The sequence below is a fragment of the Ruegeria sp. CE12 genome (assembly GCF_056537525.1).
The window spans coordinates 130,374-150,486 of record NZ_JBQFRS010000005.1 but is presented as its reverse complement, the minus strand read 5'-3'; the positions used below and the strand labels follow the sequence as shown (position 1 = coordinate 150,486).

General features: G+C 55.6%; 21 protein-coding genes. 14 read left to right on the top strand and 7 right to left on the bottom strand.

Annotation, left to right across the window (positions count from 1 at the left end):
* Nucleotides 1-58: 58 nt before the first annotated feature.
* Nucleotides 59-892 carry a bifunctional allantoicase/(S)-ureidoglycine aminohydrolase gene (locus ACR0IO_RS13690; protein WP_480742209.1) on the bottom strand — a complete coding sequence of 278 codons (834 nt, stop codon included), beginning with the start codon at nt 890-892 and terminating at the stop codon, nt 59-61.
* Nucleotides 893-1,064: 172 nt separating this feature from the next.
* On the opposite strand from ACR0IO_RS13690, the gene ACR0IO_RS13685 reads away from it, so the two are divergent.
* Complete coding sequence (locus ACR0IO_RS13685; RefSeq protein ID WP_480742206.1) at nt 1,065-1,421, top strand: hypothetical protein; 357 nt, start codon at nt 1,065-1,067, stop codon at nt 1,419-1,421.
* Nucleotides 1,422-1,433: 12 nt separating this feature from the next.
* Here the strand turns inward: ACR0IO_RS13685 and ACR0IO_RS13680 are convergent, their stop codons facing one another.
* Nucleotides 1,434-1,730: a DUF1330 domain-containing protein gene (locus tag ACR0IO_RS13680; RefSeq protein ID WP_480742204.1), complete on the bottom strand. Its 297-nt coding sequence runs from the start codon at nt 1,728-1,730 to the stop codon at nt 1,434-1,436.
* Entirely contained in the window at nt 1,723-2,415 is a 693-nt protein-coding gene (locus tag ACR0IO_RS13675) for a GntR family transcriptional regulator (protein ID WP_170334083.1), read from the bottom strand. Before ACR0IO_RS13675 ends, ACR0IO_RS13680 begins: the two co-directional genes overlap by 8 nt.
* 103 nt (nt 2,416-2,518) lie before the next feature.
* On the opposite strand from ACR0IO_RS13675, the gene ACR0IO_RS13670 reads away from it, so the two are divergent.
* The 7 genes from ACR0IO_RS13670 (at nt 2,519) to ACR0IO_RS13640 (ending at nt 10,630) form a co-directional block, all read left to right on the top strand.
* Complete coding sequence (locus ACR0IO_RS13670) at nt 2,519-3,121, top strand: amino acid synthesis family protein (RefSeq protein WP_480742202.1); 603 nt, start codon at nt 2,519-2,521, stop codon at nt 3,119-3,121.
* Nucleotides 3,093-3,920: an alpha/beta fold hydrolase gene (locus ACR0IO_RS13665; protein WP_480742201.1), complete on the top strand. Its 828-nt coding sequence runs from the start codon at nt 3,093-3,095 to the stop codon at nt 3,918-3,920. Before ACR0IO_RS13670 ends, ACR0IO_RS13665 begins: the two co-directional genes overlap by 29 nt.
* Entirely contained in the window at nt 3,917-4,852 is a 936-nt protein-coding gene (locus ACR0IO_RS13660; protein WP_480742199.1) for a flavin reductase, read from the top strand. Before ACR0IO_RS13665 ends, ACR0IO_RS13660 begins: the two co-directional genes overlap by 4 nt.
* 6 nt (nt 4,853-4,858) lie before the next feature.
* Nucleotides 4,859-5,896 (top strand): LLM class flavin-dependent oxidoreductase, encoded by a 1,038-nt coding sequence (locus ACR0IO_RS13655; protein ID WP_480742196.1) that lies wholly within the window; start codon nt 4,859-4,861, stop codon nt 5,894-5,896.
* Between the two features lie 14 nt (nt 5,897-5,910).
* The gene (locus tag ACR0IO_RS13650) at nt 5,911-7,374 is read left to right on the top strand and encodes an aldehyde dehydrogenase (protein ID WP_480742195.1); all 1,464 of its coding nucleotides are present in this window, start codon (nt 5,911-5,913) and stop codon (nt 7,372-7,374) included.
* A 66-nt stretch (nt 7,375-7,440) separates the two neighbouring features.
* A complete protein-coding gene (locus tag ACR0IO_RS13645; protein WP_480742193.1) occupies nt 7,441-9,111 on the top strand; it encodes a BCCT family transporter in 1,671 nt (556 codons plus the stop codon).
* 70 nt (nt 9,112-9,181) lie between these two features.
* Entirely contained in the window at nt 9,182-10,630 is a 1,449-nt protein-coding gene (locus tag ACR0IO_RS13640) for an NAD-dependent succinate-semialdehyde dehydrogenase (RefSeq protein WP_480742192.1), read from the top strand.
* A gap of 435 nt (nt 10,631-11,065) precedes the next feature.
* On the opposite strand, the gene ACR0IO_RS13635 is transcribed toward ACR0IO_RS13640, so the two are convergent.
* A complete protein-coding gene (locus ACR0IO_RS13635) occupies nt 11,066-11,470 on the bottom strand; it encodes a helix-turn-helix domain-containing protein (RefSeq protein ID WP_480742190.1) in 405 nt (134 codons plus the stop codon).
* A gap of 65 nt (nt 11,471-11,535) precedes the next feature.
* Here ACR0IO_RS13635 and ACR0IO_RS13630 point away from each other — a divergent pair, with 65 nt between their 5' ends.
* Nucleotides 11,536-12,027 (top strand): DUF2938 family protein, encoded by a 492-nt coding sequence (locus ACR0IO_RS13630; RefSeq protein ID WP_480742189.1) that lies wholly within the window; start codon nt 11,536-11,538, stop codon nt 12,025-12,027.
* Nucleotides 12,028-12,301: 274 nt separating this feature from the next.
* Nucleotides 12,302-13,120 (top strand): DUF2189 domain-containing protein, encoded by an 819-nt coding sequence (locus tag ACR0IO_RS13625; RefSeq protein WP_480742187.1) that lies wholly within the window; start codon nt 12,302-12,304, stop codon nt 13,118-13,120.
* A 170-nt stretch (nt 13,121-13,290) separates the two neighbouring features.
* On the opposite strand, the gene ACR0IO_RS13620 is transcribed toward ACR0IO_RS13625, so the two are convergent.
* Nucleotides 13,291-14,199: a LysR family transcriptional regulator gene (locus ACR0IO_RS13620; protein WP_480742361.1), complete on the bottom strand. Its 909-nt coding sequence runs from the start codon at nt 14,197-14,199 to the stop codon at nt 13,291-13,293.
* 100 nt (nt 14,200-14,299) lie between these two features.
* Between ACR0IO_RS13620 and ACR0IO_RS13615 the strand changes: the two genes are divergently transcribed.
* The 4 genes from ACR0IO_RS13615 to ACR0IO_RS13600 are packed head-to-tail and all read left to right on the top strand — an operon-like array spanning nt 14,300 to nt 18,413.
* Nucleotides 14,300-15,259: a tripartite tricarboxylate transporter substrate binding protein gene (locus tag ACR0IO_RS13615; protein WP_480742185.1), complete on the top strand. Its 960-nt coding sequence runs from the start codon at nt 14,300-14,302 to the stop codon at nt 15,257-15,259.
* 22 nt (nt 15,260-15,281) lie between these two features.
* A complete protein-coding gene (locus tag ACR0IO_RS13610) occupies nt 15,282-15,794 on the top strand; it encodes a tripartite tricarboxylate transporter TctB family protein (protein WP_480742184.1) in 513 nt (170 codons plus the stop codon).
* A gap of 5 nt (nt 15,795-15,799) precedes the next feature.
* Nucleotides 15,800-17,314 carry a tripartite tricarboxylate transporter permease gene (locus ACR0IO_RS13605; RefSeq protein ID WP_480742182.1) on the top strand — a complete coding sequence of 505 codons (1,515 nt, stop codon included), beginning with the start codon at nt 15,800-15,802 and terminating at the stop codon, nt 17,312-17,314.
* Nucleotides 17,307-18,413 (top strand): lyase family protein, encoded by a 1,107-nt coding sequence (locus tag ACR0IO_RS13600; protein ID WP_480742180.1) that lies wholly within the window; start codon nt 17,307-17,309, stop codon nt 18,411-18,413. The genes ACR0IO_RS13605 and ACR0IO_RS13600 overlap by 8 nt, the downstream gene beginning before the upstream one ends.
* 350 nt (nt 18,414-18,763) lie before the next feature.
* Here ACR0IO_RS13600 and ACR0IO_RS13595 read toward each other — a convergent pair whose 3' ends face one another.
* Nucleotides 18,764-19,147, bottom strand: coding sequence for a ribonuclease E inhibitor RraB (locus tag ACR0IO_RS13595; RefSeq protein ID WP_480742179.1), 384 nt, complete (start codon nt 19,145-19,147; stop codon nt 18,764-18,766).
* A gap of 288 nt (nt 19,148-19,435) precedes the next feature.
* Nucleotides 19,436-19,738, bottom strand: a complete 303-nt coding sequence (locus ACR0IO_RS13590) for an SH3 domain-containing protein (protein ID WP_480742177.1) — start codon at nt 19,736-19,738, stop codon at nt 19,436-19,438.
* Nucleotides 19,739-20,113: the final 375 nt, after the last annotated feature.

Here is a 20,113-nt window from a genome sequence, read left to right as displayed (position 1 = left end):
TCCGGCGCTTATGTGAACCCCCGGACCGAAAAATGGCCCGAAACCGGGCCACCCTAAGTTATCGTGATGACAGGGATAGGGGCATGTGCCGGTTTACGTCCTTATAGAGCAGATAGCGGAAACGCCCCGGACCCCCGGCATAGCAGGCCTGCGGGCAGAAGGCGCGCAACCACATGTAATCACCTGCTTCCACCTCGACCCAATCCTGATTGAGCCGGTAAACTGCCTTGCCCTCCAGCACGTATAGTCCGTGTTCCATGACATGGGTTTCGGCAAACGGAATCACACCGCCCGGTTCGAAGGTCACGATGTTCACATGCATGTCGTGGCGCAGATCTTCGGGATCGGCAAAACGGGTGGTGGCCCAGCGCCCCTCTGTCCCCGGCATCGGAGTTGGGGCAATGTCCTGTTCATTGGTGATGATTGGATCAGGTGCGGGCAGGCCCGGCACTGCTTCGTATGCCTTGCGTACCCAGTGGAACCGGGCAGCTGCGTCAGACCGATTGTGCAGGGTCCATTCGATCCCTGCTGGAATATAAGCGTAACCGCCGGTTTCTAATGCATGTTCCGCTCCGGCCAGGGTCAGCGACACCGTTCCTTCGACCACAAAGATCACGCCTTGCGCTTTGGTATCGGTTTCTGGATGATTGCTGCCGCCGCCCGGTTGAACTTCCATGATGTACTGAGAAAATGTTTCGGCAAATCCGCTTAGAGGACGGGACAGCACCCACAGGCGCGTACCCTCCCAAAAAGGCAGATAGCTGGTCACGATATCGCGCATCGTGCCTTTGGGGATCACTGCGTAAGCGTCGGTAAACATGGCGCGGTCAGTTAAAAGCTGTTCCTGTCCGGGATGTCCGCCATTTGGAGCATAGTAGTTTGGTTGTGCCATCGAGTGCCTCATCGTTTCAGAGGTACTATGAAGGCAACGATTGCCCTGTCCTAGCGCTGGTCATGCAATAGGTTTGTTCGGGATAATTTGAAGGTGCGGATCCGGGGCTTGGCCATGCCTGCGCAGAGGTATATCCTTGAGGGTAAATATATTTCAAAAAAGTGAGGCCAGCATGAAAGCCTGGGTTTCGTCCGCATTGATCGCGATGATGTTGTTGGGAACTGGAGCAGCGGCTCAGGCCAAGTCACTTTCCCGAATCATTGCTGAAATGGGCCTTAGCCCTGCGGATTTCGAAGTTCTCAACGCCGCGTCAAACTCGTTGCTGACCACGGGTACACCAAGCGTTGGTCAGGAGCGGTCGTGGGTGAACGATCAGACGGGATCAAAAGGTACGATCCGAGTGCGAGACATTCGGGACAATTGTGTTCACCTGCAGCACTTTATCCAGCCGGAAGGCGCTGACAAGACCCGTGAAATCAGAACGCGCCGTTGTAAAGACGCCAGTGGCAACTGGATACTGACGCCCTGAGACGAATAAGTGTCACTCTAGGCCTTCAATCAAAGCTATATCCGCGAGACAGGCACTGGCACGTTTTCCTCGCGCGGCCCGGTATTCATCTGAAGCATAGCACTCACGCGCTTGTTCCATGCTGTCGAATTCAATGATGACCCGTCTCTGCCACTGTTGACCTTCCAGTGTTTCCGCCTCCCCTCGCGCCAGAAACCGGGCGCCGTATTTGCGGAAGGCTTCGGGGGCGATCGCCTGATAGCCCTGATAGGCTTTGGGGTCAGTCACGGTAACATTGGCGATCCAATAGGCTTTGGGTGTATTAGTCATCGCTGTTCTTCTCTTCTTCAGCAAGCAAACGGTCTGCGATTGAGGTTGTGTCATCCAGATGCATTTCGACGGCGACCCGCGCAGCATCAGGATTGCCCGAAATGATGGCTTCGCAGATCCGTTCCATATGCGCGATGCCGGGGCGGTCACGGTCGGTGGCCGACAAGGTCATCATGCGCAGACGGCTGATGCGACCGTTCAGGCGCTGGACGACATCCCAGGCGATGTAGTGCCCTGCGCCGTCAAAGATCTCGGAATAGAAATCGGCGGTGGCACGAAACAGCGCCCCGGGGGTCCGATCAGAAAATCCCTGTTTCAGACGCTTCAAAGCATCTTTGAGAGATCGCGCGCGTTCGGGCGTGATCTTGCGGGCGCAGTTTTCGGCTGCAGCCGTCTCGAGCATTCGGCGAATGTCGTAGATTTGGCGTGCGTCTTCGCGGCTCATGGTGGCTACTATGGGTCCGCGGCCCGGTAGAATTTCCACCAGCCCCTCGGCCTCGAGATAGCGGATGGTTTCGCGGATCACTGTTCTGCTGACGCCCAGCTGGTCGCAAAGCGGGCGTTCGACAAGCCTTTGACCGGGCTCGAATAATCCTTCGATGATCGCCTCGCGCATGCGTTCCTGGACCATGTCGCGCAGGGTGGCAGGCGGGTGATCGATTTTCGTCAGTTTGGGTGTGCTCATGGCGGCGACGCTATCGGTTTGGCATTTTTTGCACAAGGTATGATTGACAGTTGGTATGATGGTATACCATCTTACAGCGCAACGAATCGCAAGGAATACCGACATGCCCGCCGAAATCCGCAAAACACTGCTGCACGTAGAAAACACCCTGATCGAAGGGGGCAAGGTCGCCGAGCAGCCATTGAAGATGATTGCAGCGATTGCGGTGATCCGGAACCCGTGGGCTGGCCGTGGCTTTGTTGACGATCTGAAACCTGAGATTCACGATTGTGCACCGGGCCTTGGCAGCTTGTTGACCGACATGGTGCTCGACGCTGCAGGTGGCGGGGACAAGGTCGAAGGGTACGGCAAGGCTGCGATTGTTGGTGTAAATGGCGAGGTCGAACATGGCTCGGCGCTGATCCACACCTTGCGTTTCGGCAACTTTTATCGTGAGGCGGTTGGCGCAAAGTCCTATCTGGCATTCACCAACACGCGTGGCCCGGCAAATGCCTCGATGCAAATCCCGCTGATGGACAAGAACGACGGCGGTCGGCGCAGCCACTACCTGACCATTCAGTTGCAAGTGGCAGACGCGCCCGCGCCGGATGAGATCATGATCGCGCTTGGTGCCTCGATCGGTGGCCGCCCGCATCACCGTATCGGTGACCGTTATCAGGATCTCAAGGAACTGGGCCATGACGTCGACAACCCTGCAGCTGTCTGAGCCATTCGGCACTGTCGCCTATCGCGAGGCGGGGCTTTCCCACGTCGGGAAAGCTGCCCCCGTTGTGCTGATCCATGGCGTGGGCATGCAATCGGCGGCATGGGGTCCTCAGATCGAGTTCCTTGCGCAAACGCACCATGTGATCGCGCTGGACATGCCGGGACATGGCAGCAGCGATCAGATCCCGGCAGGTTCTGAACTGCCGGTGTTTCTGGATTGGCTGCTGGCTGTTCTGGATGCGCTGAAGCTGCAGCGCATCAATCTTGCAGGCCATTCAATGGGCGCGTTGATTGCGGGCGGATTTGCCGTGCGCAACCCGGGCCGGGTTGAGCGGGTCGCGCTGCTGAACGGAGTATTCTGCAGAGACGAGGCTTCGAGCAAATCCGTGATCGAGCGCGCCAAGCTGATCGGCACTGGATCTTTTGACGTCGAAACCCCGCTGCGGCGCTGGTTTGGTGATACGCCTGTCGAACAGGCTGCGCGTGACGATGTTGCCGCATGGCTTTCAGCCGTTAATATCGAAGGCTACGCCACCGCCTATAACGCTTTTGCACGTGGAGATGCCCTGTATGCGAAAGGGTTCGGTACAATTGCCTGTCCTCTGTTGGCCCTGACCGGGGATGGCGATCCGAATTCGACGCCGGCCATGTCTTACGCAATGGCAGAGGCCGCGCCGTACGGGACGGCCATCGTGATCGAAAATCACCGGCACATGGTGAATCTGACCGCGCCGGAAACCGTGAATGCAGCTTTGGAAGCCTGGTTGCAAACCCCATCGGAAGAGGTTGACCCAAAATGATCGAATTCGACCCGCGCATGCTGAGCAACCCGCGCGCCCTGCGCAATGCGTTTGGCACTTATATGACCGGTGTCACTGTCGTGACCGCACATGATGAGGGCGGTAACCCGCTGGGCTTTACCGCAAATTCCTTTGCCTCGGTTTCTCTCGAGCCGCCTTTGGTGCTGGTGTGTCTTGCCAACACCTCAAGCAACTATGAAACCTTCGCGAATACATCGAAATTCGCGATCAACATTCTGTCCGAAGGCCAGATCGAGGTGTCGAACACCTTTGCCCGCCCGGTCGAGGATCGGTTTGCGACAGTTGACTGGCAGCCTGGCCCCAACGGATCGCCGATCCTAGATGACGTATCGGCCTGGTTCGACTGTGACATGTCCAGAACCGTTGATGCAGGCGACCACTTGATCTTGGTCGGTGAAGTCAAAGCCTTTGATCACAATATTGCACCTGGCTTGGGCTATGCCCGCGGTGCCTATGTAACCCCCGCTGCCGAAGCCAAGGCCCTGAGCAAACGGACAGGATTGGTCGTGTCCGCCCTGATCGAACGGGATGGGAAAATCTTGCTGCAGGGTGACGGCAATGGCCGCCTGACAATCCCGTCCACCGATGATGTTGCCGATGGTGCCAACGCCGCCCTGAGCCGTCTCATCAGCGAGAGCGGCGTACAGGCGGAGCCGGGGTTTATCTACTCAGTTTATCAGGATGAAGCGCGCAAACTTCAACACATCTCGTTCCTGTGTCAGGCCGATGATGGCGATCCGGAAAATGGTGTTTTCACCGAGATCAGCGAGTCCACACTGATGGATATCGCCGACCCGGCGATCTGCACCATGCTCGAGCGGTTCGCCAAGGAAAGCCACATGGGGAATTTCGGGGTGTATTACGGAAATGAGGTGAGTGGCGAAGTCAAACCACTCACTGCGGGGAGCTAACTTGGCATGAAATTCTCACTCTTTGCGCATATGGAGCGGATCTCGCCGGATCAGGATCAAAAGCAGCTGTATGATGAGTTCATCCAGCTGTGCAAAATCGCCGATGACGGCGGGATGCACGCGGTCTGGACCGGTGAACATCACGGGATGAACTTTACCATCGCGCCGAACCCGTTTTTGAATCTGGTCGATGTCGCGCGCCACACCAAGAACGTGCGACTGGGAACCGGCACGGTGATCGCTCCGTTCTGGCACCCGATCCGACTGGCGGGTGAAGCGGCGATGGCCGATATCATCACCGACGGGCGTCTGGATCTTGGCATCGCGCGCGGCGCCTACAGTTTTGAGTACGAGCGCCTAATGCCGGGCATGGATGCCTGGGAGGCCGGTCAGCGCATGCGCGAGCTCATTCCTGCCGTTCAGAATCTGTGGAAGGGTGATTACGCGCATGAGGGTGAGTTCCACCAGTTCCCGAAAACGACCTCTGCACCGTTGCCATTGCAACAGGATGGTCCCCCGATCTGGGTTGCGGCCCGTGATCCGAACAGCCACGAATTTGCGGTCCAGAATGGCTGCAACGTTCAGGTGACACCGCTTTGGAATGGTGATGGTGAGGTGGAAGACCTCATGTCCAAATTCAATGCGGCTTGCGAGAAATTCCCGGATATTGCGCGGCCGAAAATCATGCTGCTGCGTCACACCTATGTAGCCGAGGATGAGGCGGACGTGAAACAAGCAGCGATCGAGCTGAACCGCTTCTATTGCTATTTCGGTGCCTGGTTCATGAACAAACGGGGTATCACGCAGGGCCTGATCGACCCGCTGAGCGACGAAGATATCGCCGCGCATCCATTTTATACTCCCGAAAACATGGAGCGTGATCTGGTCATCGGCACCGCCGATACCGTCATCGACCGCCTCCGCAAAAGCGAAGAGCTTGGATACGACGAATACTCGTTCTGGATCGATTCAAGCATGCCGTTCGAACGCAAGAAAGCCTCGCTAGAGCGGTTCATCAAAGACGTCATGCCGGCGTTTCAGTAAGGGATTGGCGTAAAATGCAGCAGTTTCAACAGTATATCGACGGCACATTCTCGGATGGTTCGGGGCAGTTCGAGAGTCTTGATCCGGCCACGGGCGCGGTCTGGGCCCGGATGCCCGATGCGAGTGCCGAAGACGTCAACCAAGCTGTTGAAGCTGCTGAACAGGCATTCTGCTCGCCCGATTGGGCGGGGATGACCGCAACAGCGCGCGGTAAGCTGCTGCACCGTCTGGCCGACCTGATCGCGGAAAACGCTCCGCGTCTGGCCGAGTTGGAAACCCGCGATACCGGCAAGATCATCCGCGAAACATCGGCGCAAATTGCCTATGTTGCCGAATATTACCGGTATTATGCGGGGCTGGCCGACAAGATCGAAGGCACTCATTTGCCGATCGACAAGCCGGATATGGAGGTATGGCTGCGCCGCGAACCAATCGGAGTTGTGGCCGCAATCGTGCCGTGGAACTCTCAGCTTTTCCTGTCGGCTGTCAAAATTGGCCCTGCTTTGGCTGCGGGATGCACTGTGGTCCTGAAAGCGTCGGAAGAAGGGCCTGCGCCGATGCTGGAATTTGCGCGCATCTTCGATCAGGCCGGGTTTCCCAAGGGCGTATTGAACATCATCACCGGTGGTCCTGTGGCGGGGGCCACGTTAACCAGCCATCCGAAAGTTGCCCATGTCGCCTTTACTGGCGGGCCAGAAACAGCGCGTCATATTGTGCGAAACTCGGCTGAAAATCTGGCCTCAACCTCGTTGGAACTGGGTGGCAAGTCCCCGTTCATCGTCTTTGACGATGCCGACATCGAAAGCGCCGTGAATGCGCAGGTGTCGGGAATCTTTGCTGCCACCGGCCAGAGCTGCGTCGCAGGCTCGCGCCTCGTAGTACAGGCCTCGATCAAAGACGCGTTTCTGGCGCGACTCAAGGAAAAGGCCGAGGCTGTCATCATCGGAGCACCCGACGATATGGCGACCGAGGTTGGCCCTCTGTGCACAAAGCGTCAGCGAGACGTCGCAGTTGATCTGATCGAGCGGTCGATTGCGCAGGGGGCCAAACTGGTAACGGGTGGTAAGCCAATCGACCGGGATGGGTTCTTCTTCCCGCCGACCATTCTGGATTGCTCGGACGTACCGGATGCGGATAGCCTGACCAATGAGTTCTTTGGACCCGTTCTGTCAGTGACCTCGTTTGAAACCGAAGCAGAAGCCATTGCAATCGCGAATGACACGAAATTCGGGTTGGCCTCGGGCCTGTTCACCCAGAACCTGACCCGTGCACATCGCATGATCCGTGCCATTCGGGCGGGCATTGTTTGGGTCAATACGTACCGCGCCGTCAGCCCCATCGCTCCGTTCGGAGGTCATGGACTTTCCGGTCATGGGCGTGAGGGCGGTCTGCAGGCTGCGCTGGATTACACCAAGATCAAATCAGTCTGGCTGCGCACCAGTGACGATCCGATCCCGGATCCGTTTGTCATGCGCTGATCTGAAACTCTTCACCGCGAACAAGGGCAAGCGGTGCGTTTATCTGTCAATGGGAGGAATACCAACATGGCTGACATCCAGCCCCCCAACAGTGGTGACCATCTGGTCTCTGACAAGGGGATATTCAAAGGGTTGCACAACGGGATGAGCATCGCTTCCAAAGCGATGGTCGCGGCCTTTGTGCTGTTCACAATTCTCAACGTCGACTTCGCCAGCGGCGTCTATAAAGGCGTTCGTTCATGGGTCGAGGGCGCGCTGAGCTGGTACTATATCAGTTCGGTCGTCATTCTGTTTTTTGTCTGTCTGTACCTGATGTTCAGCCGGTTCGGCTCGATCCGTCTGGGTGACGATGACAGCCGCCCGGAGTTCAGCAATTTCTCGTGGTTCGCCATGCTGTTTTCAGCGGGTGTTTCCATCGGCATCCTGTTCTTCGGTATCGCCGAGCCGTTGTTCTACTTCGACAACGCTGCGGGCTGGGGCTATCCAAACAACCCGTTCGCTGACGCTGCTGGGCACACCGAAATGAACATGCAGCGGGCTGTGGATGCGGTGGTTGTCACGAACTTCCATTGGGGTCTGCATGGCTGGGCGATCTATACGATGACGGGTCTTGCGCTGGGGTATTTTGCCTTCCGCAAAAAGCTGCCGCTGACCTTCCGCTCGGCGCTGTACCCGATCCTGGGCGACCGCATCTATGGACCGGCCGGGCACGCCGTGGATCTGTTGGCCGTGTTTGGCACAGTGTTTGGTATCGCAACCTCGATGGGTCTTGGTGTTACGCAAATGGCCGAAGGGCTGAACGTTCTGTTCAACACGGGCACGAGCACGATGCTCAAGGTCGGGCTGGTCGTTGGTATCTCGATTGTTGCCACCCTTTCAGCGGTTTCGGGGATCGGTAAAGGCATCCGCATCCTGTCGGAGTGGAACATCATCCTGTCGATCCTGCTGGTTCTGTTCTTCCTGTTCGCGGGTCCGACCCAGTGGCTTATCGGATTCTTCATGAACGCCATGGGTGACTATGCCACCGGTCTGTGGTCGATGGGTTTCTGGACCGCGTCCGAGCCCGGCGACGTTGCATGGCAAGGTGCGTGGACCATGTTCTATTGGGGTTGGTGGCTGAGCTGGGCACCCTTTGTGGGCATGTTCGTAGCGCGTATTTCCAAAGGGCGTACAATCCGTGAATTCATGCTGGGCGCCATGTTTGTTCCCACCACCATGGCCTTCATCTGGATTTCGATCTTCAGCGGCAACGCGTTGTTCATCGAAATGAATGCCGCAGATGGTGTCGGCACCGCCGGCCTGATCGAAATGGTCAATAGTTGGAACCTGGGTGGTACGCTTTACGGAACGATTGACCTGTTGGCCTCCAACGGCACGCTGTCCTGGTTGATCTCGGCTCTGGCCACCTTCCTGCTGGCGACGTGGTTCATCACAAGCTCGGACTCGGGCACTCTGGTCGTGACCACGATCTTGTCTATGGGCAATGCGCACCCGCCGAAATTGCACCGCGTCGTGTGGGGCGCTGCACAAGGTCTGGTTGCTGCCGTTCTTCTGATCGCTGGTGGCCTGTCTGCCCTGCAAACCGCAGCCATCGCAGCCGCGCTTCCGATCTCGATCCTCGTGGTCCTAATGGCATGGGGTGTCATCAAGTCCCTCTACGAGGACAGCTCGGCTACCACGGTTTCGTCCGAGGTTGCACCGGATGGAACAGCGCTCGACGGTGATCTGCACGCCTGAACCGGCATCACCAACCAATTTGAACGGGCGGGGAAATCCTCGCCCGTTTGCAATCACACAGGAGACACCAATGCTGACTTTAAAGCGTGCCGATCTTTTGATTGAAGCGGCCTATCTGAACGGAGAATGGGTGGCGCGCGATACCCGGTTCGATGTCACGAACCCTTCGACCGGAGAGGTTATTGCGCGGGTCACGGATGGCTCGGTTGCTGACGCAAATGCGGCCATCGACGCCGCGCAATCTGCCCAAAAGGACTGGGCCGCACTGACGGGCAAGGAACGTGCCGCAATCTTGCGCAAGTGGTTCGAGCTGATGGTCGCAAACGTGGATGATCTGGGTGCGATCCTGACGGTTGAGATGGGCAAGCCACTGGCCGAGGCCAAGGGCGAAATTATGTATGGTGCCAGCTTTGTCGAATGGTTCGGCGAAGAAGCTAAACGTGTCTACGGCGATACGATCCCAGGCCATCAACGCGACAAGCGCATTGTGGTTATGAAACAGCCCGTTGGCGTCGTGGGTGCAATCACCCCTTGGAATTTCCCCAACGCGATGATCGCGCGCAAAGTGGCCCCCGCGCTGGCCGCTGGTTGCGCCATGGTGGTCAAGCCTGCAGCAGAAACGCCTTTGTCCGCGCTGGCAATGGCGAAGTTGGGAGAAGAGGCTGGCATCCCACCCGGAGTATTCTCAGTTGTGACGTCAACCGACAGCATCGGTATCGGCAAAGCGTTCAGCGACAACCCCGTGATGCGCAAGATCAGCTTTACCGGTTCGACCCGTGTCGGAAAAATCCTGATGCAGCAGGGTGCTGATCAGGTCAAAAAGCTATCACTGGAACTGGGCGGTAACGCGCCATTCATCGTGTGCGACGACGCTGATCTGGATAAGGCCGTCGAAGGTGCGATGATCTCAAAATTCCGCAACGCCGGGCAAACCTGTGTCTGCACCAATCGGTTCTATGTGCAGGATGGCATCCATGATGCCTTTGTCGAGAAGCTGACACAGGCGGTTGCTGCGCTGCCCGTTGGGGACGGGTTTGCAGACGGCTCGGCAATTGGTCCGCTGATCACACCCGCAGCTGTTTCCAAAGTCCGTGAGCACATTGCTGATGCGGTGGATAAAGGCGGAGAAATCTCTACTGGTGGTTCAAAGCATGAACTGGGCGGGACCTTCTTTCAGCCGACTGTCATCACGGGCGCAACACAGGACATGGCGGTTGCGCGGGAAGAAACCTTTGGTCCACTAGCGCCCGTATTCAGGTTCTCGGAGATTGGCGATGCCATCGCTGCTGCGAATGATACCGAATTTGGGCTGGCATCATATGTCTACACTCAAAACCTGTCGCAGGTCTGGCAATTCATGGAAGAGCTTGAGTATGGCATGGTCGGAGTAAACACAGGTCTGATCTCTACTGAAGTGGCACCGTTTGGCGGCATAAAGGAAAGCGGACTGGGGCGCGAAGGATCAAAGTACGGGATCGAAGACTATCTCGAACTCAAATATTGTTGCCTGAGCATCTGACGTGAAGAGCAAGAGCCGGTGTCAGGACTCGTTTTGCTACATAGCAGAACATGGTGTTTGCTCTGAAGGCGACCGTCGATAGACAGACCTTGGGATATCTGTTGCACTGCGTGGCAACGCGCCGCCAACCATTGGACCTGCCGAACATGATCGCTGTTCGCGTACGGTGCTTATGGCGGCGCTTTTCTTATTGCACAGATATCTTGCTTTGTTTCCGTCCAGGGATGCGGTCTATTGCGTCAGACGCACCAACACTCTGTCTGAACGATCTGACAGCGTGACTCCACAATAGGGCACGGAAATGATGCGCAGACTGACGTTCAATGGGCATCAGTTGCGTTTGCAGAAAGTCGCCAACTTAACGATGCGGACGTTCGTGGCCCCCTGCTGAAAGGCAAGTATGCAGGCCGAGATCTGGTAGTTGGACTTGGCCCCTCAATACCCACCAGAATTGAGAACGTTCTTAAGCAACGCTTGGAATCTGGGGCATTCCAGGTGGGAAGGTGCCGTGCAGGCGGCGATATGATCCAGAAGGTCTGCAGTTACCTGCAATTTTTGCGCCTGATTGCGCAAGTTGCCCGCCTGGTTTCGCAATTCGTGACGACTTAGATCCAGCTTACCTCCCTGGGGCCGAAACAACGCCGCGATTTCATCCAAGGTATAACCAGCACGCTGACCCAATGAGATCAATGCGAGCCTCGTGAGTACACTATCATCATATTGCCGACGTAACCCTTGCCTGCCATCTGAGGCGATAAGGCCTCGCTTTTCGTAGTAGCGCAAAGTGGATGCGGGGAAGCCGCTGCGCTGGGCGACTTCGGCGATATCAAGGCGAAACATGTTGACTTAAACCCAGCTTCAAGTTGCACAAAAAATGTAAGGATTCGACATGAAAAGGAAAGATCATGAATGTCGCAGAGTTATTGATTTGGGGCGCGGTTGTCGGTTTTTGCGCGACAGTTTTCACTGATCTTGTTGGGCTGTTGCGCCAGGGATGGCCTGCAACAAATGGGTTCTACTGTTTGGTTGGACGTTGGATAGGATCGGTTCCTCGCACCGGCTTCTTACACGCCGACATTCGCACCACCGCACCCGTATATGCAGAAGCGGTGCTGGGGTGGGGCGCTCATTTTTTTCTGGGTTTACTCTTCGGGATCAGTTTCGTTTTTCTGTTTGGGCCGACAGCGCTCGATGCTCCTAAAGCCTGGCAAGGTCTGAGCTTTGGCCTGGGAACGGTCTTGGTGCCTTGGCTGATTTTTCAACCGCTCTTTGGCTGGGGGGTAGCTGTTTCAAAGGCACCTGAAGCTTGGAAACTGCGGTTGCGTAGTGTTATTACACACGCGGTTTTCGGGGTGGGTCTTTGGTTAAGTGCGTTGGCGTTAAAGCCTTATTTCTGATCTGTACCGCAATGCATAAATATTGTGATTTGGATACATTGCCTCCATTGAACCAGTCTTCACCTTTCTTTGAGCGACGTGTTGCCAGAGTGTGAAAATCGACCTTCGGCCTGATTTAGTGCAAGACAGGTAAGCGCAACAAAGCTGCCAATGCCCTCGTTGCCCTTATGCTTCTCGTTATGCAAAATTTGTAGGTGGAAGAGGGATGTCTGTATCATAGTTGGCCTGTTGCCAAACGGACCAACGCAGTACCGTGCTTTGGGAGGAGTGTGTCATGACGTCCAAGACCGCAGGTTCTACACCACCAGACAACCCAGCGCCTCAGCAGCAGGGCATGCCCAAGATAAATACGGTGACGGCGGGTGATATCACAGCATCTTTGAAAGCAGGATTTTCGGACTTTCTGGCGCGCCCTTTAATGAGCGGTTTCTTCGGCTTGTTCTATGCGGTTTTTGGGATCCTTTTCGTCTGGAGCCTGATCTGGCTCGGTAAGATCTGGATGATCATCCCCGCTGTAATTGGTTTTCCGCTGGTTGCGCCGTTTGCTGCTGCCGGGCTTTATGAGATGTCACGACGAATGCAGAAGGGGGAGAGTTTCAGCTGGTCTGAAATCCTCACCGTCATGGCCGATCAGCGCAAGCGCGAAATGGGCTGGATGGCCTTTGTCACCCTATTCATTTTCTGGGTGTGGGTTTACCAAGTACGGCTATGGCTGGCGATTATCCTGCAGAAGGCTTCGTTTTCGGATTTTGACGGGTTTTTGAATGCAGTCCTCTTCACGCCGCAGGGTTGGACATTCCTTGCAGTTGGCACATGCGTTGGCGCGTTTTTGTCGGCTGTGTTGTTCTCGGTGACCGTCGTCGCGATGCCCATGCTGCTCGACCGGGAAACCAATTTTGTTTCCGCCATGTTAACGTCGATCCGTGTCGTGACTGAAAACCCGGTTGTCATGCTCGGTTGGGCAGCAATCATCTCGGTTACCATGCTGTTGTCGATGATTCCCGCGTTTCTGGGCCTCATCTTCACATTGCCAATCCTGGGCCACACCACATGGCATCTTTATCAGCGGGCCGTCTCACCTGCTGAGGGGTGATATATCCGGTCATCATCTTGGGAAGCTACCATTTGCTGCGGCTAACTGAGGCGCCTGCTCAACGATGCAACTTACCACGCTGAAGCGAAAAAAATGAATTCGGTGTCGCTGATTGATTTTGCCTGCTTGTCACCATTTACAAATAAACACGAGACCAACTTCACCTCACTTCAGGCTAGTTCGAGGGTAGGACTCTGATCGACGAGTTCGCGAGCAACCTCCGATAACGCCGTTTCAAATTCATTTGGTGTTTTTCGTCGGGATATTGGGAACAATAAGCCAAAGGTCATCCAGCGCTCGGGCACAATGGGAACAAGAGCAATCCGCTCGAGACCAGTTTGAGCCGCAACGAGTTCGTCGGCGATCGTGAGGCCCACACCCTCTGCAACCAGAGAACAGGCAAGTTGGGATGCGGCAACCTCGCAGGTCTGCCTTGGGGTTACGCCTGCTGAGCGGAAGATGTCGTCTAGTTGGTCCCGCAGCAGCAGACCGTGCATCAGACGTATGATCGGTTCCTGTGCAATATCGCGCGCATTCAGTTCGTTCCGGTCAGCAAGCGGGTGCTCGTTGGGCAAAACTACCTGAGCACGAACGCGAAGAAGGGGTTTGGTCGCTATGCCCGGATGATCAACGGGCAACGCGCCGATTCCGATGTCATATTCTCGCCCTGCGAGCCATTTCCCGGCCTCCCGTCTGGCGCGAACATCCAGGCTGACATTGGTTTCAGGGTTGGTTTTCAGGAATTTTGCAACGGCTGGAACCGAAAGCGAGTGCGCAATCCTGGGCATCGTTACAACGCGTAGTGTCTCGGTGCGCCCGGCTCGAATTTCTGCGGCTATGCGCGGAACTTCATCCAGATTGTCGAGGATACGGCCCGCCTCGCGATAAAAGGCCAGCCCCTCTGGCGTTGGTGTTAAGGCACGGCCACTGCGATCAAAGAGCTTGAGCTTCAACTCAGCTTCCAGACCAGAGATCAGTCGACTCACGGCCGGCTGGCTCAGGTGTAATCTCTCCGACGCCGCGACGAGAGAGCCCTCGGACAATGTTGCTGTGAATGCGCGGAGCCCTTTGATGTTCATCTCAATAATTCCATATTTTGCAAGAGTAGATAACATCTTTGCAATTTTTGCAATTGTGGTTTGGGTATAGACTGCGGGTGACCGAGCTAGGGAGGACCCGATGAAAAGAAGTAGTATTCTGACCACCGCGTTTGCAGCGATTGCGATTGCCGCAACAGCCACGGCCAGCTTTGCCGCTGATTGGCCCAAACGACCGATCAATCTGATTGTGCCTTACAAAGCCGGTGGCGGTACCGATGCATATGCCCGGGCCATCTCGGCTGCAGCAGAAGGTATTCTGGATGTGCCTGTAGTGGTTGTGAATAAGCCCGGGTCTGGCGGGTTGAACGGAGCAAACTCGGTCGTGGGCGCACGCCCAGATGGCTACACCATGATGATGACCTCGGGCGGTTCGTTCCTGCTGTCGACGATGACGCGTGACACCGACATTGACGCGCTGGAGAGCTTTGAGTTCGTCGCACAAGTCGGCCAGTTGCAGACCTCGCTTATGGTGCCCAAGAACAGCCCGTTCCAATCAGTTCAGGATGTGATCGACGCAGCCAGGGCGGAACCGGGCTCACTGCGTTGGGCACATTCGGGTCGCGGTGGCTTCCATCATGTCGGTGGGTTGGGCTTTCTGGCCAATAACGGAATCGAAGTTCAGGATGTGCCTTTCAAGGGCGGCGGACCAACCCGCGCCGCTTTGATCGGTGAGCAGGCGGATTTTGGCTTTCTGGGCGTCCAGCAACTTGCCGGTTTCGAAGATCAACTGCGCGCGCTGGCCGTCAACAGTCAGGAGCGTGACGGTATCATGGCCGAGGTGCCGTCTTTCGGTGAACTGGGTATTCCGTTTGCCGCTGTTTCTTCGCCGGTCATCGTCTTCGCCCCCAAAGACACACCTGCGGAAGTGGTGGCAGCTATGGAAATGGCGTTGGAGCAAATCGCAGCCAAACCGGAATTTGCTGAACTCCTGGCCTCTCGCGGAACCGGCCCGGTATTTCAGAAGGGTGCAGATGCCAAGGCTACGCTCACCTCAATGAAAGCGGACTCCCAACCGCTTGTTGAGAGCCTTACCAACTGACCCAAAAACGGATCGGGTGGATATGCCACCCGATCCAATGCTTTTCGCAGAATACTGGGAGGATGCCATGCGCGCCTATGTCGAAGGTTTGGTGCTTGCGACCCTATCACTTGTTGCTGTCTGGGGGGCCTGGCAGGTTCCGGCCGCCTCACCTGGTGATACATGGGCTGGGATTGTCCCATTCGCAGCATCAGTTGCTCTGCTGTTTCTGTCGATCCTGCTGATCTTGGGCGCATCGCGCCAAACTGCAGGGATCGCGCCCGTCAGCACAGACAAAGGTGCTGCGTTTCAAGTTATCGCGTTGTTCGTAATCGCGCTGATCTATCAGCAATCGTTCCGGTGGTTCGGCTACCTTCTGCCCACCGCGATTGTGGCACCCGTTGTGTTTTATATGTTCGGCGTGCGCAGCTGGATCGGATTGGCGTCGTCCGCCGTTCTGTGCCCGCTCATTTTCCACATCATTTTCTTCGTGCTGCTTGGTGTCTTTCCGCCCTACGGCGAAGTGTTCGACCTGCTCAGCTGGATACAGGGGTAATTCTTATGGAAATCTTCCCAGCCCTCCTTTCGGTCATCACTGATCCGATGCTGCTCTTTGCCATTGTTCTTGCAGCCGTAGTTGGCATGATCGTCGGGGCCACCCCGGGCCTGACCGCCTCGGCCGCGATTGCAATGCTTTTGCCGATCACTTTCTATATGTCGCCGCTGTTTGCGTTGGCCTTTCTCTATGTGATCGGTAAGTCGGGTCGATATGGCGGCTCGATAGCTGCCATCCTGTTTAATACGCCGGGAACCGCCGCGAGCGCTGCTACGCAGATCGACGGCTACCCGCTGGCACGCGCTGGCAAGGCTGGCAAAGCGATGAAGGTTGCCACGATTTCGTCCGTCATTGGCGATTTCATGGGGGATGTTCTGCTGGTCGTCGGTGTAGGATTTATCGCAGCCATCGCGCTGAAGCTGGGGCCACCAGAGACCTTTGCCATTTACTTTGCCGCCTTTGTGGTCATCGGGTCGGTCATTGGTAAGTCGATTGTCAATGGACTGGCCTCGGCTCTGCTGGGCATTTTGGTAGCCATGGTCGGCCTCGACCCGATTTCAAGCGAAGAACGCTATACCTTTGGCTCGTTCGATCTGTCGAATGGTATCGGTCTTGTCCCCCTGATGATCGGTGTGTTTGTGTTAGGTGAGGTTTTTGCCCAGCTCGAAGAGCGCCGCAAGGCGACAGGTGAGACCCAGGAAAACGAAAGCTCAGCAAGTGGCAATGAGCTGACGTGGGAAGAATACAAGCCCTGTCTGCCTCACGCTCTGCGTGGTGGATTCATCGGTGCGGGCATCGGCGTGCTGCCAGGGTTGGGCTCTGCCATCGCGGCATTCATCTCGTACGGTGAGGGCAAGCGCCGGGCCAAGAATCCGGAACAATGGGGTAGGGGCGCGCTGGAAGGCGTTGCTGCGCCTGAAGCTGCCAACAACGCAGTTTCCGGGCCATCCATGGCACCATTGCTGACGCTGGGTATTCCGGGCTCGACCATTGGTGCGATCCTTCTGGGTGTGTTCCTGATCCACGGCATTCAGGTTGGACCGACTCTGTTTCTGACGGACAAGGAACTGGTCTACAAACTCTTTGCCTGCGGGATGTTGGGGATCTTCGCATATGGCCTGATCGGCTATTTTGGTGCCACGCAGGTTGCACGTCTGATCCTCAAAATTCCGACCAATGTGCTCTATCCATTGATCTTCATGACAGCTTTCGTCGCTGCCTATTCCGCGCGCGGGTCGATGTTCGACGTCACCGTGATGACCTGCGCTGGTTTCGCTGGCTGGCTGATGCGCAAGTTTGACTTCAACATTGCGGCCTTTGTGATCTCATTCGTGCTGGCGAAGGGTGCAGAAGAGACGTTTCGCCAGGCGCTGCTGATGTCTGATGGGGGCGCCATGATCTTTGTCGAGCGCCCTATCGCATTGGCCTTCCTGATCCTTGGTGTTGGCGCGATAGCCTTCCGTATCCGGGGCATCGTGAAAGAGCGCAGTTTGGCCGAAGGGGGGCTGGGCGATGCTTGATTTCGGCCTCTATCGCGACTGCCTTTCGACTTCAGATATGCGATCAATCTGGTCCGAACACGCCACGCTCTCGGCTTGGCTGAAGGTTGAGCAGACGCTTGCGAGCTGTCAGGCGAAGGCTGGGCTGATCCCGGCCGAGGCTGCAAGTGCGCTAAACGCGATCTCAGTTTCCGACCTGAACCAAAGCCAATTGCACGATGACATGATGCTTGTCGGTCGGCCCATAGTTGGATTGGTGCGGCAACTTAGAACGCTGATGGGAGACTTTGCCGAGTTTGTCCATTTCCGGGCTACGACACAGGACATTATGGATACGGCCATGTCCATGCAGATGAGGCATGGGATTGATCAAATCAACGCGGCGATCACGCAACTCATTGCAGAGCTGGATCGGCATATCCAAGACCACAGTGGAGCGAAGATGATGGGGCGGACCAATGGGCAGCATGCTTTGCCCATTCGGTTGGAAACCAAGTTGGGCGTCTGGCTTTCAGAGCTGGAACGTCGCCGTGCCGCTTTGTCTGATGCTGCCGCGCGGGGGCTGAACGTTCAGGTTGGCGGGCCGGTGGGAGATTTACAGGCCTATGAGAACGATGACGGTCAAATCATCAAAAGCAATGTCGCCAAGGCATTAGGGCTCAACATGATTGATCCGCATTGGCAGAACGCCCGCGACGGAGTGGCGGAAGTTGTGACTACGCTTGGGTTGCTCTGTAGCAGTTTGTGCAAGATTGCCCATAACGTGAATCTGCTGTCCTCGTCGGATATTGGTGAGATCTACGAGCGCCCGGTTAACGGTAAAGGCGTGTCTTCGGCCATGGGGCACAAGAAAAATCAGCGAGCTTCGGAGTTCGGTGAAGCCGTTGCCCGATTGGGACGTCAACGTGCGGACCAGATTGGAGAGTTGACCCTACACGAACATGAGCGTTCGGGCGGCATGTGGATCGCCGAGTGGATCGTGGTACCTGAAACTTTCCTGCTGACCTCAGGTGCCCTAGAATGGTCAAACAGAATGTTCCAGTGTCTGATCGTCGATCAAAATGCGATGGAGCGGTTGATTCTTGGAGAGAAAACAAACATCGGAACCCAGTCTCGTTGATGTAGGGTGATCGATTGCTGTCACTCCTCGCGGACACCGGTGCCTGTTAAATGTTTGCTTTTGAGGGTTGCCGAGTGTCACTGAACTATAACGACTAACTAACGGCGCGCGCACCATCCGCCAACAGTTAGGTGCAGCGGAATGACCTCGCTCTCTATTGTCATTGCTTTCAATTGGATGATCCAAGCATTGCCCAGAGTATTGGATTTTCTGCTCGTTTAGGGAGACTGAAAGATCAGCGACGTGTCGTCACCAGATATGGCAGGTGCTCGAATGCTATCGAGTCCGCAATCGCCCCGGATGCTAACTTAATTTCCCGGTTAGAAATTCTGAGCCCATATCGAAGTTGATCAGTAGAAAACGGCCTCTTCGTCAGAGTAGGTGATACTGTAATCATCATAGCGGGCAGGGAATTTGCTCACGAGTGTTCGAAAAAAATCTTCTTGTTGAGCGACTTCATTTTCATTGCCAAGAATTTTTGTTTCGGCTTCCACCTCATACGGGTACGGATCTTCTTCCTCGGTTTCTCGGGTGATTTTAAAGCCTTTGCTTTCGAGCATAGCGGCAACGCTGTCAGCGTCATCAGAATTGCGGAAAGATACATAAAATGTGAAGGGTATGGGCTCTGAGAGATCCACGCCTTGGTCCGCAGCGGATGATAACATTTGTGCATTGGACGGCTTAAAAAACTGATCGACGATCCTGGCATGAATGTCTCTCAGGAGTGACTTCACTGGTTCATATCCTCAACCTTGATGCCTCCGAACTTTAAACAAATGGAGCCTCATTCTTCAACTAAGGTTGTCCCCGTTCTTCTTCCTTACCCTTCTCGACCAGTGCATTCGTCTTTTTGAGGCATGCTGCAAAAGCGCAATTCCAGGTGGCAGTGAAGGTCCGGCTAGGGCTTTTCGTGCCCATGTCTCTGATGAACTGTCTTTATGAAGCGCTCAATAGAACCGAAAGGAAGTTTCCGATCGGTATTTAAAGGGGTCGACAAAACGACAGCGCGAACCGCAGTTGAATCAGATTTTGCGCAAATATGCCCAGGAGACATATCCCTTTAGCCCACGCGCGCGTTGCAAGGACACACGGCACCAACGCGTGCCGCCGGTCTGTTCGCAACTGTGGACTCGTAAAGCTGTTCCATTTGGAAGACCCACGATCACATTGAAACCGATTCCGGGTCCCGCCCGCAGTTTCAGCATGTCACCGTCTTCAACGCCAAAAACCTCGTATTGTCCAAGAGAAGCTGCCGCTGCAGTTTCAGCCTGTACAATGACGCCAAGGAAAAATGCTGCCAAGGGTAAGAAGATTGCTTTGCGCATCACGTTAACCTGCCTGTTGCCTCAAGCGCTATTGTAATGACTCAGAGCATCAAGCGGAACTACCTGACAACAAAAATGCATCCTTCTTGAACTGCGACTGAAGAAAATTTCTCAGTTGTGCCAGAGGTAAGTTGTGAGCTCTTTTTCTACTCAACGTTCGAACAAAACGAGCTGGAATTGATCCTTGACCGAAGGTTGCTGCAACACCGGACCGCGTTTCAGGTATTGGACAGATTTGAAACCGTTTTGCAGCGGGCTGACGAGCTTGGCAGTGTCAATGCTGACTTCGACTTAAAGGCTTAATTGGACGAGATGTGAGGAGATAATTGAAATCTGACGGGATGGATTCTTGAATTGGTGTATCCTACCTCGAAG